The sequence below is a fragment of the Chryseobacterium koreense CCUG 49689 genome (assembly GCF_001045435.1).
GTDB lineage: Bacteria > Bacteroidota > Bacteroidia > Flavobacteriales > Weeksellaceae > Kaistella > Kaistella koreensis.
Genome location: NZ_LFNG01000004.1, coordinates 121,185 through 136,982, shown reverse-complemented (window position 1 = coordinate 136,982; position 15,798 = coordinate 121,185). Strand labels below are relative to the sequence as shown.

Annotated in this window: 14 protein-coding genes; 11 read left to right on the top strand and 3 right to left on the bottom strand. The window is 40.6% G+C overall.

Annotated elements, in window-relative coordinates:
- Positions 1–18: 18 nt before the first annotated feature.
- Positions 19–2,877 carry a carboxypeptidase-like regulatory domain-containing protein gene (locus ACM44_RS03435; RefSeq protein WP_048498709.1) on the bottom strand — a complete coding sequence of 953 codons (2,859 nt, stop codon included), beginning with the start codon at positions 2,875–2,877 and terminating at the stop codon, positions 19–21.
- 208 nt (positions 2,878–3,085) lie between these two features.
- On the opposite strand from ACM44_RS03435, the gene ACM44_RS03430 reads away from it, so the two are divergent.
- The 6 genes from ACM44_RS03430 (at position 3,086) to ACM44_RS03405 (ending at position 7,936) form a co-directional block, all read left to right on the top strand.
- Positions 3,086–4,276, top strand: a complete 1,191-nt coding sequence (locus ACM44_RS03430) for an endonuclease/exonuclease/phosphatase family protein (protein ID WP_048498708.1) — start codon at positions 3,086–3,088, stop codon at positions 4,274–4,276.
- 116 nt (positions 4,277–4,392) lie between these two features.
- A complete protein-coding gene (locus ACM44_RS03425) occupies positions 4,393–4,761 on the top strand; it encodes a hypothetical protein (protein ID WP_152669291.1) in 369 nt (122 codons plus the stop codon).
- Complete coding sequence (locus tag ACM44_RS03420) at positions 4,761–5,369, top strand: hypothetical protein (RefSeq protein WP_048498706.1); 609 nt, start codon at positions 4,761–4,763, stop codon at positions 5,367–5,369. Before ACM44_RS03425 ends, ACM44_RS03420 begins: the two co-directional genes overlap by 1 nt.
- 71 nt (positions 5,370–5,440) lie before the next feature.
- A complete protein-coding gene (locus ACM44_RS03415; RefSeq protein WP_048498705.1) occupies positions 5,441–5,812 on the top strand; it encodes a hypothetical protein in 372 nt (123 codons plus the stop codon).
- A complete protein-coding gene (locus ACM44_RS03410; RefSeq protein ID WP_048498704.1) occupies positions 5,809–6,396 on the top strand; it encodes a hypothetical protein in 588 nt (195 codons plus the stop codon). Before ACM44_RS03415 ends, ACM44_RS03410 begins: the two co-directional genes overlap by 4 nt.
- 19 nt (positions 6,397–6,415) lie before the next feature.
- Entirely contained in the window at positions 6,416–7,936 is a 1,521-nt protein-coding gene (locus ACM44_RS03405; protein ID WP_048498703.1) for a GH3 auxin-responsive promoter family protein, read from the top strand.
- Here ACM44_RS03405 and ACM44_RS03400 read toward each other — a convergent pair.
- Both ACM44_RS03400 and ACM44_RS03395 read right to left on the bottom strand, forming a co-directional pair.
- Positions 7,933–8,271 carry a DMT family transporter gene (locus tag ACM44_RS03400; RefSeq protein WP_048498702.1) on the bottom strand — a complete coding sequence of 113 codons (339 nt, stop codon included), beginning with the start codon at positions 8,269–8,271 and terminating at the stop codon, positions 7,933–7,935. The two genes, ACM44_RS03405 and ACM44_RS03400, sit on opposite strands and share 4 nt — an antisense overlap.
- A 99-nt stretch (positions 8,272–8,370) precedes the next feature.
- On the bottom strand, positions 8,371–9,609 hold the full coding sequence (locus ACM44_RS03395; protein ID WP_048498701.1) for an MFS transporter: 1,239 nt from the start codon (positions 9,607–9,609) through the stop codon (positions 8,371–8,373).
- Between the two features lie 297 nt (positions 9,610–9,906).
- On the opposite strand from ACM44_RS03395, the gene dnaB reads away from it, so the two are divergent.
- From dnaB to ACM44_RS03370, 5 genes are all read left to right on the top strand, one after another.
- Positions 9,907–11,496, top strand: a complete 1,590-nt coding sequence (dnaB, locus tag ACM44_RS03390; protein ID WP_048498700.1) for a replicative DNA helicase — start codon at positions 9,907–9,909, stop codon at positions 11,494–11,496.
- Positions 11,497–11,565: 69 nt separating this feature from the next.
- Positions 11,566–12,048, top strand: a complete 483-nt coding sequence (gene rnhA / locus ACM44_RS03385; RefSeq protein ID WP_048498699.1) for a ribonuclease HI — start codon at positions 11,566–11,568, stop codon at positions 12,046–12,048.
- Between the two features lie 142 nt (positions 12,049–12,190).
- Entirely contained in the window at positions 12,191–12,820 is a 630-nt protein-coding gene (locus ACM44_RS03380; protein WP_048498698.1) for an NAD(P)H-dependent oxidoreductase, read from the top strand.
- Between the two features lie 193 nt (positions 12,821–13,013).
- Positions 13,014–14,612 carry an L-aspartate oxidase gene (gene nadB / locus ACM44_RS03375; RefSeq protein WP_048498697.1) on the top strand — a complete coding sequence of 533 codons (1,599 nt, stop codon included), beginning with the start codon at positions 13,014–13,016 and terminating at the stop codon, positions 14,610–14,612.
- Between the two features lie 15 nt (positions 14,613–14,627).
- Positions 14,628–15,782, top strand: a complete 1,155-nt coding sequence (locus ACM44_RS03370) for a hypothetical protein (RefSeq protein ID WP_152669290.1) — start codon at positions 14,628–14,630, stop codon at positions 15,780–15,782.
- The last annotated feature ends 16 nt before the right edge of the window (positions 15,783–15,798 follow it).

Below are 15,798 nucleotides of genomic sequence, written 5' to 3'. Positions count from 1 at the left end.
TAAATTTTGTAAAAGGTATTAAAATCTTACTTGAAGGTTGATGAAATAGGATCTTCCCTGGGTGTACCAATATTTCGGCCCAAATAATGGGAATTCACGACTTTTTTCAATCAAATAGGTATTATATTTCACGTTTCTCACCTGCTCGAAACCGCCTGTGATATATTTGGTATTATCCAAAATATTGTTGACAGAAGCTGTAAGCATCACATAATAGCTTCCGAATCTCCAGGATTTACCGGCATTTGCGTTGAGGAAGAAAGCGGAAGGCAGCTGCACCTGTTGCAAAAGATCGCGTAATTTTTCAGGAGTCACGCCATCAAAAGGAGTACCTGTCACAGGATTCTGAACAAAATTTTCCGTCCTCAAGATAGCCGCCGGGTTCAGATAATTGTCATCCAAATAATTCCAGCTTGCTCCAAACCACCAGTATTGCGGTGAGCTGTATCTAAATCCTAGAGAGAATGCCTGCTGTGGTGTTCCTCCCTGTTTATATCCGTTCAAAGCTGCTTTGCCGAAATCTTGATAGGCTTTGCCGTCTTTAGAAACTCCTGCAGCATCAGATGCGAAATATAAATGTGGATCATTTCGGTAGGTAAAGTTCCCGTAACTTGCAACTCCCTGCAAAGATAAAGTAGGTAATACTTTCACGTCAATTCCCAATTCTGCACCAATATTTCTCTTGTCCACATTAGAAAGGACTTCGGTCACGAATGCACTTTGAACGGTGCTTTCATCACCTTCCTGTCCCGTTTTTGAAAGCGTGATTCCATCAGCGAAATATCTGGTAACATCGGTACTGTTTTGAGTATCCACCAAATATCCGGTCAATCTGAACTTAACGAATGGCGAGTTCAAAACATAGCTCAAATCATTGGCATTTACATAAGAATTCTTAACATTTGGCGCAGTGGAAGAATTAACTCTCGGATTGATGAACAAATCTTCCAAGAACGGAGCTTGTGAGAATGTGGCACCGTTGTAAACCAAGAAGTTTCTACCATCTAATTTGTAGATGACCTGCCCCTTCAAACCAAAATCAAAGAATTCATAGTTTGGACTTTTTCCGAATGAATCAGCATACAGATAATGGTGATAAAGCCCTTCTCTGGCAGAAGTGGAATATGCCGCCAAACCTGAAACGAACACATCAAATTTACCGGACTGGAATTTGAATCCCGGATTCATTTTCACTTCCTGTCTTGATAAGATGTAATCATAAGTCATTTTATCTCCTACCCTTTTCGCCACATTCGTTTCTCCTTCGTTATAAAGCCCGCTCTTTCCTGGATTGTTGGTTGCAGCAAATGGGTCTCTGTTTAGAACAAAGTCTGCTCCTAATAAATCTTTCACTTCCCTATACAATTCAGACTTATAGTTTTCGTATGAAAGGTTCAGGATAAATCTTGAAGTATCAGAGAAATTATAGGTGTAGTGAGTTCCGGCATTGAAGATTTTATCGTCGCTCACATCATTAACTTGATAATAAAGCGCTTTCTTTCCGGTTTCTCCATAATAAGTTCCGGCCGGTTGGGTCATGTTTCTCTTGTAAAGTGCATCCCAATTTAACTGTGTGAAATCTGCACCAGATTGCCATCCCGCCAAAGAGGTTTGATAAGCATCCTGCATGGTGGTCACATTTCCATTTGGGTCAATTACCGAAGCATTCGGATCTAATGAATCATAATAACTTGGCAACCATCTGTAATAAGTTGGTGAAGGGTTCTGAACTCCTTGCCAATCCAATCTTGCGCTTTTATCTTTCCCCCACTGGTAAGATATCGCAGTGGCCAAGCTAGATTTTTTATTGATCTTCCAGAAATCCTGCATCTGCACGATCGGCTGGAAACCAGCTCTTACTCTTTCACTTCTTTTCTTGCCATCTTGCCATCCCCAGTAGGAGTTGTAGTGAACTCCCCTGTAATCATAGACCTCCTGTGTACTTGGACTGGAAGTAGATCTTCTATACGGGGATGCAAAAGCATTTAAAGTGATGGTATGCGCATCGTTGATTTTTTTCTCAATTCCTAAGAATCCGCCGTAAGCATCATAGAAAGTACCTTCCTGGATTCCCTCCTGTGCCCATCTTCTTGCACCCATTACGGTGAAAGCCCATCCGTTTTTATTCATTCCGGAGGTGTATCTTAAAGATGCGCGGTTGTTATAGTTTCTGTTGGTCAGTGAGTAAGTCGCCTGGAAACCTTTTCGGTATTCGCTTGCGTTGGTATTTTTAAAGATCACTCCACTCGCTCCACCAAATGCATACTCGGAAGGCGCGTGATTTGCGGCAGTTTCCGGATATCTGGTGATTTCATTAAGCCCACCCCAATTGCTGAAGTCCACGTTTCCGTTATCGGATTTCACCATGGAGACCCCATTCATCATGGTTTCGCCTGTTCTTCCGTCTATACCTCTTGGCCGGAACCAATATGCGCCTAAATCATAAGACGCAATTCTGTTGAAAACATCCTGAGAAGACTGCAGTAAACCAACTGTGGTACCTTGGCTGCTGTTTTCTTCGTCACCAGTATTCTCAATGATCACCAGTCCCTGATCAGCATTGGTCAATGTAGAATAAAGTGTGATCACCCCCAAGTCTTTTCTTTTTTCCTGGTTGATGTCAAACTCCATTACTTTGGTCTCGTAATTCGGTTTCGTAATCACGATCTGATAATGACCTGCTTTCAGATCGACAAACTGGAAATACCCAATCTTGTCTGCCTTCACATCATTTTCAGAACCTTTCAAGTCAACCTCTGCACTTTCCACCGGTTTTCCGTCGGCATCTTTCAGATATGCGAAAACGGTAGTCTGCGCAAAATAAAAAGAAGCTGGAAGCAGCGTAAACATGGAGATTAATGATAGCTTTTTAATCATGTTTATAATTTATTTTTAACTTTCTAATCTATCCCAAATCTAACTTATTAGAATTGGGATTGCAAATTTACTCTAAAAATCAGTAGCTTAAAACTTTTTAACATAAATTTACTTAAAATTCCATTAAAACATTTCTCATGTTAAAATATAGTCGCTTCGATTATAATTTATCATTAGATTTGCACCTCAAAACTTATTTTATTTAAAAATGAAAAAATTTTTCACTTTGTTCGCGATCGCACTTTTTTGCTATTCTTTTTCTCAGCAGAAAGGTCAGCTGCGAAGAGTTGCCACCATTGGATTCCTCAATGTGGAAAACCTGTGGGACACCATTGCCTCGGCTGATTATATCGATGGCACTAAAGACATCAGCAATCCCGCATTTCACCGAAGCGTTCCTTTGGATTCATTGAAGTACCTGGAAACCACAGAAGATTACAAAGGTGAATGGAGCGACAACCTTCTGAAAGGGAAAAAGGTGGTCAGAAACCAAATCCTTTCCGATGATTTCACTCCCAGAAGCGGAAAAAATTGGAATACCAAAAACTATAAACAGAAGTTGGCCAATGAAGCCCAGGTCATCTCCGAAATGGGTGCCCAATACACCAAAACCGCTCCTGCAATAGTGGGACTAATTGAGGTGGAAAACAGACAGGTGATTCAGGATCTGATCAAGCAACCGCAACTCGCAAAATACGATTACGGAATCATCCATTACAATTCTTACGACGCAAGAGGAATTGATGTGGCCCTGATTTACCAGAAAAGAAGATTCACCCCTACCAATTCCCTGAAAAAGGAAATCAAAATCTTTGATGACGGAAAACGAGTCTATACTCGTGATATCCTTGTAGTTACAGGATTATTAGATAATGAAAAAATCGCGGTCTTCATGAATCACTGGCCATCAAGAAGTGGTGGCGAAGCAAAATCTTTGCCGAGAAGAAACGCAGCCGCAGTGGTCTTGAAACAGCAAATGGACAGTGTGCGCGCTTTGGATCCGCACATCAAACTTTTCGCTATGGGCGATTTTAATGATGACCCGGTAAGTTCCAGTTTGAAAAACTACCTGAAGGCAGTGGGGAATCCGAAAGATCTCAGCGCAGATACACCGTACCTTAATCTAATGTATCCGCTCTATAAAAAAGGAGTTGCTTCTTTGGCTTACCAGGATTCACCGAACCTTTTCGACCAGATCATCGTTTCCGGAAATTTGATTTCAAATGAGTTGGGCAAGGAATTTTCGGTATTTAAAGCTGAAATTTACGCACCACCTTACCTCATTACCAAAGAAGGAAACTGGAAAGGATATCCGTTCAGATCCTGGAATGGCGATAAATTTACCGGCGGTTATTCCGACCACTTCCCGGCATTCGTAGTGGTGCAAAGGGACAATTAAAAAAATTTTTCTTAATGATAAAACCGCTTTCGGGCGGTTTTTTTATGCAGAATCATTTCCTGCCAAAATATAAAAAGCCTGTCCGCATTATTTTTTTATCTTTAAATCAAAAAAAAATGAGGATTTTTCTTTCAGTCTGCTGCCTTTTATTATGGTCTTTTTTCACTTCGTGCAACAGCAGCGATCCGAGCAATTCCAGAGCTTATGTTACCGGAAAGATCGTTGGAACACAGGTGGATTACAACAAGGTCACCATTAAAATTATCAGTGATAATATCTCGGTGGCAACAACCATTCCTGACAGTTCGGGTGATTTCACTTTATCCGGACCGCTCCCCAACCAAAAGTTTTCATTGGCTTTGAACCAGAAAATCAAATCTTTTTCTGCCTCTAAAAACGGTTGTGAACGCTCTAGCGATCAATTACGAATCGAAATTCCCATCGGAACCACCTATATCACCTTTCACGAAATAATCCTGGAATAATGAGAAAACTCGCATTGCTTTTATTGCTTACTTCCACCCTGCTTTTTTCCCAAAAGAAAAAGAAATTTGATCTGGACGTGGTCGCCAATATTGATGCCAAAATGATCCTGATGACCGCCGTGGGAAACAATTCATTTTCTACGCTGGTGAGACCTTTCTTTGGTTTTGGCTTTGGCGGAAATTTGATGACGCCGATCAATTATGGGGTGGGTTTGGATGTGAACTTTCTTTATTCCAACGTGATTTATGGAGAAGAGAGCAGATATGGAAACATCGGTTCGCCAAGCATCATTTCCTTTGATTTTTTCCTCACGCACCGCGATTATCTCTCCGAGGATTTTTTTCTGGAAGAAATGGCCGGATTTACTTTCTATAGACAAACCAATCTTTATATCGATGAAAAAAGTGCCAAAAACGTGAATCTGGGAAGCGGGATCAACCTCGGCGCAAAACTGGTCTATATGATGACTGAACCGCAACAGGTTTTTCTTTCCGCAAAACTCAACACCTACAAAACCAATATTTACAACGAGAACAAGGACATTGAAAAATTCTATAACCAATCCACTTTTATTAGTTTTGGTTTGGGATACCGTTATCAATTCTAAGAAAAATTCCCATCTTGATTGAAATCAAGTTTTCATCGAAATTAATAGGCTAACTTTCCCAAAAAAATAAAATGAAAACAACTTCGATGTTTTTCGCCCTGTTCCCTATCGCTTTTTTGTTGACACCTGCCAGATGCGAACCGCAATATGTGGACAATTCCAGAATCTTCGTGGAAGGTAAAATCTCCGGAACCGAAACCTCGCAATTACCACTCAAAATTTCTGCGGGAAACATCGTGATCACGGAAACGCAAACAAAATCTGACGGCACGTTCAAAATGGGAGGCCCCGGAACAAATTCCGATAAAAACTTAGAAATCGGACGCAAAATATTGTCTTACAACAGCAATGTGGCTTGTCAACTTTCTTATGATTCCACCGCAATTGTATTGCCTTCCGGGAAAAACTATTTCAAATTTTCAAATATCAATATAGCTCCATGAAAAAGTTATTCTGTTATTTTCTGCTGATTTCTCTTTCCGTTTCTGCACAGAAAAGAAACAACTTTAATTTTGAAATAAAAGGAAACACCTATACCGGAATTGGCAACAATTATATTGCAGATGGAACCGGAACATTCACAGGATTCGGTATTGGTTTGGGATTTTTTGTGGTTAAAAATTTTGGTTTGGGATTTGAGTTCAACAATGCTTATGGCAAAGTGAAAGACCCGTCAGTTTTCGGGGAGCTGCGCAGTCCACAGTGGTCGAGTGGCGAAATCTACGCATTTTACCGGCATCCGTTTTCGGAACGATTTGATGCAGAAGGATTTATCGGCAGCGGTTTCCATAGCATGGTGAGTAAATCAAACTATAGCAGCAAAGATTTCCGCGAAGGGGGTTCCAGTTTTTTATTGGGTGCAAAAGCACTTTACAGCATTTCATCGAATAAGAAGGTTTATGTTTTTGCCAGTCCGAAATTCTATTTTCTCACCAATTTCACAGAAATGGACGATTCCGCTGTTCAAAAATATTATGCAGAACCCACACTTTTTAATTTTTCGCTTGGACTAAGATTTTATCTCTAAAATCATCTAAATTTGCTCCATGCTAAATTTCATTAAGAAAAAAATCGCGTTAATCTGGGCAAAAAAACACCTCAAGGAAACTCGAAACTTTAAGAAAAATGCTCTTGAAGACCAGGAAAAACTATTGATTTCTTTGGTAAAAACTGCCGAAAAAACATTGTTCGGAAGAGAAAGAAACTTTGAGGAAATCAAAGACATTCCCACCTTCCAGTCTCAAGTTCCAGTTGCTGACTACGAAGATTTAAAACCCTACATAGAAAAAATAAAACGCGGCCAGAGCAATATCCTTTGGCCAGAAATCCCCGAATATTTTGCAAAAACTTCCGGAACGACTTCCGGCTCAAAATACATCCCGATTTCCAAGGAAGGAATGCCGTTTCAGATCGCGGCTGCCCAAAGTGCCATATTTCACTATATCGCCGAAAAAAACAATGCCGATTTCGTTTCAGGAAAGATGATCTTCCTGCAGGGAAGTCCGGAATTGGAGGAAATTAACGGAATAAAAACGGGGAGACTTTCGGGAATCGTGGCACACCATATTCCAAACTATCTGCAAAAAAACCGTTTGCCGAGCCTGAAAACCAACCTCATTGAAGACTGGGAAACCAAAGTGGACCAAATCGTAAAAGAGACCGAAAAACAAAACATGACTTTGATTTCCGGGATTCCACCGTGGCTGATTATGTATTTTGAGAAACTGATCGAAAGAAACGGGAAGAAAATCACAGACCTTTTCCCCAATCTGCAGCTTATCATCACAGGCGGTGTCAATTTCGAACCCTACCGTGAAAAAATGAACGATCTCCTCGGAAAAAAAGTGGACACCATTCAAACTTTTCCAGCGAGTGAAGGTTTTTTTGCATTTCAGGATGATTATCAAAAAGAGGGTTTACTGCTCCTGACCAACCATGGAATTTTTTACGAATTTATTCCATTAGAAGAATATGGCCGCTCCGACTCTGCTCAACGACGGACCAGATTAACTTTAAAAGACATCGAACTCAACAAAGATTATGCGCTGATTCTCACCACCAATTCAGGACTTTGGGCCTACTCAATCGGCGATGTGGTGCGGTTTATTTCAAAAGATCCCTACCGGATTTTGGTTTCGGGAAGGACAAAACATTTCACCTCAGCTTTTGGAGAACACGTCATCGCTTTTGAAGTAGAGGAGGCGATGAAGGCCACTGTGGAAAAGTTCCCGGCGCAGATTACCGAGTTTCATTTAGCTCCACAGGTGAATCCGGCAGAAGGTTTGCCTTATCACGAATGGTTCATCGAGTTTGAAAAAGAACCGGAAAATCTGGATGACTTTAGAAAAAATCTAGATGAAGAATTGCGGAAACGAAATACTTACTATGATGATTTGATTGCCGGAAATGTTCTGCAGCCTTTAATCATCACAAAACTGAAGAAAAACGCTTTCCAAGATTACGCAAAATCTGAAGGAAAACTTGGCGGACAAAACAAAATTCCGCGATTGGCAAATGACCGAAAGATTGGGGATTTTTTGGAAAATTTCAAGAGTGAGCACCCTTAATTTGAAACCATTTTCAGTCCGACTACAGAAGCGATAAGCGTACAGACAAAGAACATCCTCCAAAAAGTGGCCGGTTCATTAAAAATAAAAATTCCAGCCAAAACTCCGCCTACTGCGCCGATTCCGGTCCAAACCGCATAAGCGGTCCCAATCGGAATGGGATGGTTTCCAAAGGAAATTGATTTGTACATCAAAAACATACTGATAAAAAGCGCGACCACAAATCCAGCCCACCAAAACAGACTTTCCTTGCCCGAAGTTTCCTGCGCTTTTCCAAGGCATGTCGCAAATCCGGTTTCAAATAATCCCGCAATAATCAGAATAATCCAGTTCATAAGAAAAGTTTTAAGTTTGAGGCCTGTCTGCCGACAGGTAGATTTCAAATTTCAAGTTTCAAGTTTCAAGAAAAAATTCACCGCGTAGCAAATTCACTTCTAATACTTCATCTTCCGCAGCTTCGGCACAGTGGTTCCCACAATCAAGGCAACGAGCAAAGTCATCGTTCCACCGAAAACCACAGAACGGACGACTCCGAGGAGTTTCGCGGCAACTCCGCTTTCAAACTGTCCCATTTCATTACTCGACATGATGAAAATGGAATTCACGCTCAGTACTCTTCCTCGGATATATTCCGGCGTTTTCAACTGGACAATCGTTCCGCGGATGACTACAGAAATCCCATCCAACATTCCGCTCAGCATTAACAACCCGAAGGAAAGCCAGTATAGTTTTGACAAACCAAATCCGATGATGCATAAACCAAATCCGGCAACCGCAAAAAGCAGAATTTTTCCCTGATTTTTCCTGAGCGGCACGAATGCCAAAAATGCGATAATACACATCGAACCGATATCTGAAGCCGCATTCAGCAAACCGAAACCTTCGGAACCTACCTTCAAAATATCAGTCGCATAAACCGGAATCATTGCTACTGCGCCACCGAAAAGCACCGCAAACATATCGAGACACAGCGCGCCCAAAATTTCTTTGGTTTTGTAAATGTAGGCAATTCCTTCGCGCATACTTTGCAACACATTGATTTCCTTTTCCTTGATTTCCGGATGGTGTTTATTCAGCATCCAAAAGAAAACCGAAGAAAAAATCATCAAGCCTACCACCACCAAAACAGTCCCGGGAATATCAATCCAGTGAATCATAAATCCACCTAATGCATGCCCCGTAACCGAAGCCGTGAGAAAGGTTCCCTGATTCAGCGTAATCGCATTGGGCAAAGTTTCGCGCGGAACAATTTTGGGAATCATGGATGGAATAATCGGCCCCAAAAATGCCCGACAAAATCCTGTAAAAAAAATGATCGCATAAATAAAATAGGTAATATGCCGATTATCCAAATGCAGCGAATCATGACCATAAAAAGCCGGGATCGCCAAAAGTGCGATCAAAAAAACATAAGCGTAATTGCAAATGAGCAATAACCTTTTCTTTTCCGAATTATCAATCACGTGACCTGCATAAAGCGCAGTAGAAACCGCGGGAATCACCTCTGACAAACCGATGATGCCGATTGCGAAAGGATCGTGGGTCAACTGATAAATCCACCATCCCATCAAGGTAGCCAACATTCTAAAAGACAAAACCAGGAAAAATCTCCCAGTCATCAAATATCTAAATTCGCGTATTTTTAAGGTCTGAATCGGTTCCAGTGAAAACATTTTGCAAAAATAAGTTATAGTTATGAAATACTGGTTAATTCTTATCAGACTTGGGATTTGAGTTTGGCTTTCTAATTGAAGGATGATCCCTGAAAAAATTCTGATTCTGCTCTACCCGCTCCTCAAATCCGGCATTTTCAACCGGCAAAAGCTTCCATCCGGATTCTGACTCCCACTTTCTAATTTAAAGACTTACCAACATAACAATTCAATGACAACCAACGTTTTAACAGTAATATTTTGTTTTTTGTTAGTTAATAAAATCTTAAAATATCATAAAATTTATAACTTTGCTCAATGACTCAAAAGGAAACACTATCATCTTTAATCCACGGAAATTTTGCGAAAGAACTCTCTATTTCAGATGGCAAACTACCGCCAAATGCAGTAGATTTCGAAAAATTGGTGATCGGAACTTTTTTGATTGACAAGAAAGGACTCGATCATTCCATCGATTTATTGACGCCGGAAGTTTTCTATGATCCAAGACACCAGGAAATTTTCCGGGCAATCCTGAAATTGTTTGAAGGAAACCATCCGGTGGATTTAATGACCGTAATTCAGGAACTGAAAAAAACCGAAAGATTGGGTTTTGCCGGTGGTGATCATTACATCATCGACTTGACGATGGGTGTTTCCTCCAGTGCGCATATTGAATATCACGTACGGGTGATTCTGGAAAAATTTATTTTAAGGAGTTTGATTAATGTTTCTGCAAACGTCATCGACAGTTCTTACAAAGAATCTACCGACGTTTTCGAACTTTTAGATAAAGCCGAACAGAGTTTCTTCGAAATCACCAACGGAACCATCAAAAAAGGTTTCGATACCGCAAACAATTTGGTGAAACAGGCAATCGACACCATTAAATCCCTAAAGGACAAAGAAGGACTTTCCGGGATTCCGTCAGGTTTTAGGGATATCGACAAAGAAACCGGCGGTTGGCAAAATTCTGACCTTATCATTATTGCGGCACGTCCGGCAATGGGTAAAACCGCTTTCCTGTTGTCAATGGCTAGAAATATTGCAGTCGAACATAAAATTCCTTTGGCTCTATTTTCCCTGGAAATGGCATCCGTGCAGTTGATTACCAGAATGATTGCTTCAGAAACAGGGATTTCTTCGGAAAAATTAAGGAAAGGTCAAATGTCCGACGAAGAATGGCAGCGGCTTTTCTCCAACGTTTCAGAACTGGAAAACGCTCCTTTATTCATCGATGAAACTCCTTCACTTTCCGTATTCGATTTCCGTGCAAAATGCCGAAGATTGGTTATGCAGCACGGAGTGAAAATCATCATGGTGGATTACCTCCAGTTGATGACCGCAAATTCCGGAAAAGGAGGAGCAGGAAACCGCGAACAGGAAATCGCCATGATTTCCCGATCACTAAAAGCCATTGCCAAAGAACTGAACGTTCCGGTGATTGCGCTTTCCCAGTTATCCAGAAGTGTGGAAACCAGACCGGGTAAAAGACCCCAACTTTCAGACCTCCGTGAATCCGGTGCGATTGAACAGGACGCGGATATCGTGTCATTCATCTTCCGTCCCGAATATTACAAAATTGCAACCTGGGACAATGATGAAGACGGTGCCGAAACTTCCACCGAAAACCAGGCTGAACTCATTATCGCGAAACACAGAAACGGTGCGACAGCTGATGTGAGAATGTCTTTCTATAAAAATATTGCAAAATTTGCCGACCTCGACTTGTTTGGAAGCGGTTACGGTTACCAACCGTCAAACTTCGGACAGCAGGAAGAACCGAGCGGTTTCGACCGGATAAGGACGACCATCGATCCAGGCGCAGCATTTGGGATGTCTGATAACCAGAATCTCTCCGGCTCATCGATGAATGATTTGGATGATGATGACGATTTTGCTTATTAATCTATCACTATGACTTTGTAGCAATTTGACAATCAGATTACTGCAATATTTCATTTACACCTTCTTACATTGAGTTTAAAAATCGAAATCTTCACAGACGGAGCATGCAGTGGAAACCCCGGAAAAGGCGGTTACGGAATCGTGATGAAAGTTCCCGAGAAAAATTACGAGAAGCAATATTCAAAAGGATTCCGTTTGACGACCAATAACCGAATGGAACTTCTGGCGGTAATCGTGGCACTTGAAAAACTCAAATCTGCTGACAATGAAATCCACATCTATACCGACAGTAAATACGTTTCCGACGCCATCAACAAAAAATGGATTTATGGCTGGATCCGAAAAGGTTTCAAAAATGTGAAAAATCCCGATTTGTGGCAAAGAATTATTCCCTTGATTCGATTGCACAACCCGACTTTCCATTGGGTAAAAGGGCACGCCGGACATCCCGAAAATGAAATCTGCGACCAATTGGCCGTGAAAGCAGCGCAATCCCCAAATCCGGAAATCGATGGATTTTTCGAGCAGCAGAGAGATGGCGGATTGTTTTGAGATGAATCTGCGGTGTTGTGAACTTCGATTCGTGGGGGAATTTTTATAACTCATCTATATTTTAATAGCATTTAAAATTCGCACCAAAGGAAATTCACGCCAAGCGATTCACTCACGAGGCAAAATTCTTTATCTTTGTTAGATGAATTATATTGAAGCCTTAGAAAAGCGCTATTCCGTGAAAAAATTCGATATCGAAAAGAAAGTAGCGCCTGAAGTTTTAGAAAATATTCTGGAAGCGGGACGGCTTTCTGCAAGTTCGCTCGGTTTGCAGCCCTACAAAATTTACGTAATTGAGAATCCGGAAATCCTCAAAAGGTTGCAGGACGCATTTTATAATCCCTCACAGATTACCACTTGTTCGCATTTGATTGTGATTGCCGCAAAAAGGGATATTGAAGAACAATATATTGACGGATATTTCCGGCATATCAGCGATGTGAGAAATGTGACGATGCAGACTTTGGAAGGGTTCAGGAACAGTGTCATGAGTTTCCGGGATAATATTGAAAAAGAAAATTTGCTCCACTGGAACGAAAAGCAGGCCTATATTGTTTTGGGCAACCTAATGTTTGCGGCGGCTTTGGAAAATGTGGATTCATCTCCGATGGAAGGTTTCCGGCAGGAAGTAATTGCCGAAACTTTAGGCTTAGACCAAGTAAAAGAAAAAGTGACCGTTACTTTGGCACTAGGTTATCGCGCGGAAGACGATCCATTCCAGAAAATGAAAAAAGTGCGTAAACCTGGCGATAAACTTTTCAAGTATATTTAAAGTGCTTCAAATTGAAAGCAAAACGACAAAGCTTTGAAATTCCTGAAAAACTGAAAAAACGGATTCTTAAAAGGCTAAAAAGTTCTGATCCAAAAAAATTAATTCTTGGCAAGAAATCCGCGAAAAATATTGATCCCGAATTAAACCTTAAAAACTAGCATCCAGCAACCCGTAACTCGAAACCCGCAAATCCATGATAAAAGCAGACGTACTGGTAATTGGCTCCGGAATTTCCGGACTTTCTTATGCAATAAAGATTTCACAAAAAATGCCGGATGCCAAAATCATCATTGTCACTAAAGCCGATGAAGATGAAAGCAACACCAAATATGCTCAAGGCGGACTCGCTGTGGTAACCGATTTTGACAAAGATAACTTCCAGAAACATATCGACGACACGATGAGAGCCGGCGATGGTGAAAACAAACTGGAAGTAGTGGAAATGGTAATCAAGGAAGGACCCGCGAGATTTCAAGAACTCGTGGAATGGGGAACCAGATTCGACGAAAAGGATGGCCATTTGATGCTCGGAAGAGAAGGTGGACACACCGAAAACAGAATTGTTCACCACAAAGATGTTACCGGGGCAGAAATCGAAAGAGCACTTTTGGCCACGATAAAAAAATCACCGAATATCGAGATGATGGCGCATCATTACGTCATCGATTTGATCACGCAACACCATGTTCCGGACAAGGTTTTCGATTTGGAGAAAATTGATTGCTACGGTGCTTATATCCTGGATGAAAAGAACAAGAAAATCAAAAAAATCACTGCGAAAATCACTTTAGTTGCCACCGGAGGAGCCGGTCACGTCTATAAAAACACCACCAATCCGATTATTGCTACTGGAGATGGAATCGCTTTTGTACACAGAGCGCGAGGGAAAGTTTCGAACATGCAATATTACCAGTTTCACCCAACTGCCCTTTATTCAAAAAGAGACGGTATGCTCTTCCTGATTTCGGAGGCGGTTCGTGGCGACGGCGCAAAACTTCGTCTAAAAAATGGCGAAAAATTCATGCATAAATATGATGAGCGCGAAGAATTAGCTTCCCGAGACATTGTGGCAAGAGCTATCGATAACGAACTGAAAATCAGCGGTGACGAATATGTTGGATTGGATTGCCGGGAAATGGATCATGAAAAATTTGTGGAGCATTTTCCGAATATTTACCAAAAATGCCTGGACGAAGGAATTGATCCTTTTACACAGATGATTCCGGTGGTTCCCGCTTGTCATTATTTAATGGGAGGAATTGAAGTGGATATGGATGGGCAAAGTTCCATCAAAAACCTCTTTGCAGTGGGCGAATGTACCAATTCCGGACTTCATGGCGCAAACCGACTGGCTTCCAATTCTTTGTTGGAAGGTTTGGTTTTCGGTCACAATGCCGCGATGAAAACGGTGGAGCTGCTCAAAATCAACGACTTTAATTTTGATGATTTAAAGGCGGTTCCCGAATGGAACGAGGAAGGAATGAAAATGATGGACGAAATGGTGATGGTTTCCTATCTGAGAAGACAACTCCAGGAAATGATGAGCGATTTGGTGGCAATTGTTCGCAGCAATTCCCGATTGGAACTGGCCAAAAAAAAGCAGCGCGAGATTTATGAAGCCGTGACGGAATTGTACAACTACTCTATTCTTTCGCCACAACTTTCCGAGCTCAGGAATTTGGTGAACGTGTCGTACCTCATCATCAAACACTCACTGCAGATGAAGGAAAACAAAGGCAGTTTTTATAATAAAGATTTGGCAACGAAACCGTTGACGATTTCAGAAACTTAGATCAAAAGTCTGTTTATGAAAAGTATAATTCTCTTTTGTGTATTTCTTTCCAATATGGTTTATTCACAGATCATCAAGGATTCGATTTTGGGAAAACCACGATATGTGAAAGAATACGTTCTATTTCTTAATAATTCAGGACCTTATACTTTTTTGAAAAGTGATAGTGAATATGGACACGCCATCATAATGACACCTAAAAATTTGCGTGAAAGTATGCGTAGCAGTTGGTTTGAAACGGACTTTTGCAGATACACCAATAATGAAACCTACTATGATAAAAATAGAAATATTACAAAAGAAATCTGGTATTACGAATCTGGTGAGATCGTAGATGATTATAACTATACTTACGATAGTGTGGGAAGGAAAATAAATGAAAATTCTGGTAATAAACATGCCGCTCGTAATATTCAGTACTTTTACGAGGGGGCAAGCAATAAATTAAAATTTGTAAAATATAGCTTAAAATGGAAAGACGAACCCACTAAAACATATTTTGGCAATCGCGAAACTTATACCCCCTTTACGATTACAAAATATGACTCAGTATCAAAAACCGACAGCATATTTACCGTTACCGATTTTATCAGGAAGAAGGTTGGCGAAAATTCTTACCAAGATGCAAAAGACTCGATATTTAGAAAAAAACTTACTCGAGTCAACTTATATGACGAGAATTTTCAGATCAAAGAATCAAAGTATTTTGACCATAAAACTGATTACAATAATAAAAAACTTTTTCAAAGCGGTTTTACTAAATTTGAATATGACTCGTTGGGCAGAACGACAAAAGAAACTCAAATTCGGGATGACAAATACCACTATTTCATTTTAGAAGAAAACGGAAAATATCGGGAAGAACTGAAAGACGGTGAATATCCAAGTGTTTCCTCGGTTGAATACGAGTTTGACAAAAATGGCAACATTATTAAAAAAACTCGTATTTACCAGGGAAGCATTACAAATCAAGCGCAGTTTGTTTTGGATAAAAACCAAATTCAAAAACTCTATTATATAGATAGTTGGGGAAAGAAAAATGAGGAGTTAGTGCCAAATAATGTTCTATTTAAATACAAATATGATCAGCATAATAACTGGATTGAATGTATAAAAAATGTAAATGGACAAGATCTTTATCTCTGGAAGAGAGAAATCAAGTACTACTAACGAAAACCTATTCTAA

What these genes read in the sequence shown, in the direction of transcription:
- ACM44_RS03425 (WP_152669291.1), top strand. Translation starts at nt 4,393, where the DNA reads ATGAGGATTTTTCTTTCAGTCTGCTGCCTTTTATTATGGTCTTTTTTC.
- ACM44_RS03405 (WP_048498703.1), top strand. Translation starts at nt 6,416, where the DNA reads ATGCTAAATTTCATTAAGAAAAAAATCGCGTTAATCTGGGCAAAAAAA.
- ACM44_RS03370 (WP_152669290.1), top strand. Translation starts at nt 14,628, where the DNA reads ATGAAAAGTATAATTCTCTTTTGTGTATTTCTTTCCAATATGGTTTAT.
- ACM44_RS03420 (WP_048498706.1), top strand. Translation starts at nt 4,761, where the DNA reads ATGAGAAAACTCGCATTGCTTTTATTGCTTACTTCCACCCTGCTTTTT.
- nadB (WP_048498697.1), top strand. Translation starts at nt 13,014, where the DNA reads ATGATAAAAGCAGACGTACTGGTAATTGGCTCCGGAATTTCCGGACTT.
- dnaB (WP_048498700.1), top strand. Translation starts at nt 9,907, where the DNA reads ATGACTCAAAAGGAAACACTATCATCTTTAATCCACGGAAATTTTGCG.
- ACM44_RS03410 (WP_048498704.1), top strand. Translation starts at nt 5,809, where the DNA reads ATGAAAAAGTTATTCTGTTATTTTCTGCTGATTTCTCTTTCCGTTTCT.
- ACM44_RS03415 (WP_048498705.1), top strand. Translation starts at nt 5,441, where the DNA reads ATGAAAACAACTTCGATGTTTTTCGCCCTGTTCCCTATCGCTTTTTTG.
- ACM44_RS03395 (WP_048498701.1), bottom strand. Translation starts at nt 9,609, where the DNA reads ATGTTTTCACTGGAACCGATTCAGACCTTAAAAATACGCGAATTTAGA.
- ACM44_RS03400 (WP_048498702.1), bottom strand. Translation starts at nt 8,271, where the DNA reads ATGAACTGGATTATTCTGATTATTGCGGGATTATTTGAAACCGGATTT.
- ACM44_RS03430 (WP_048498708.1), top strand. Translation starts at nt 3,086, where the DNA reads ATGAAAAAATTTTTCACTTTGTTCGCGATCGCACTTTTTTGCTATTCT.
- ACM44_RS03380 (WP_048498698.1), top strand. Translation starts at nt 12,191, where the DNA reads ATGAATTATATTGAAGCCTTAGAAAAGCGCTATTCCGTGAAAAAATTC.
- ACM44_RS03435 (WP_048498709.1), bottom strand. Translation starts at nt 2,877, where the DNA reads ATGATTAAAAAGCTATCATTAATCTCCATGTTTACGCTGCTTCCAGCT.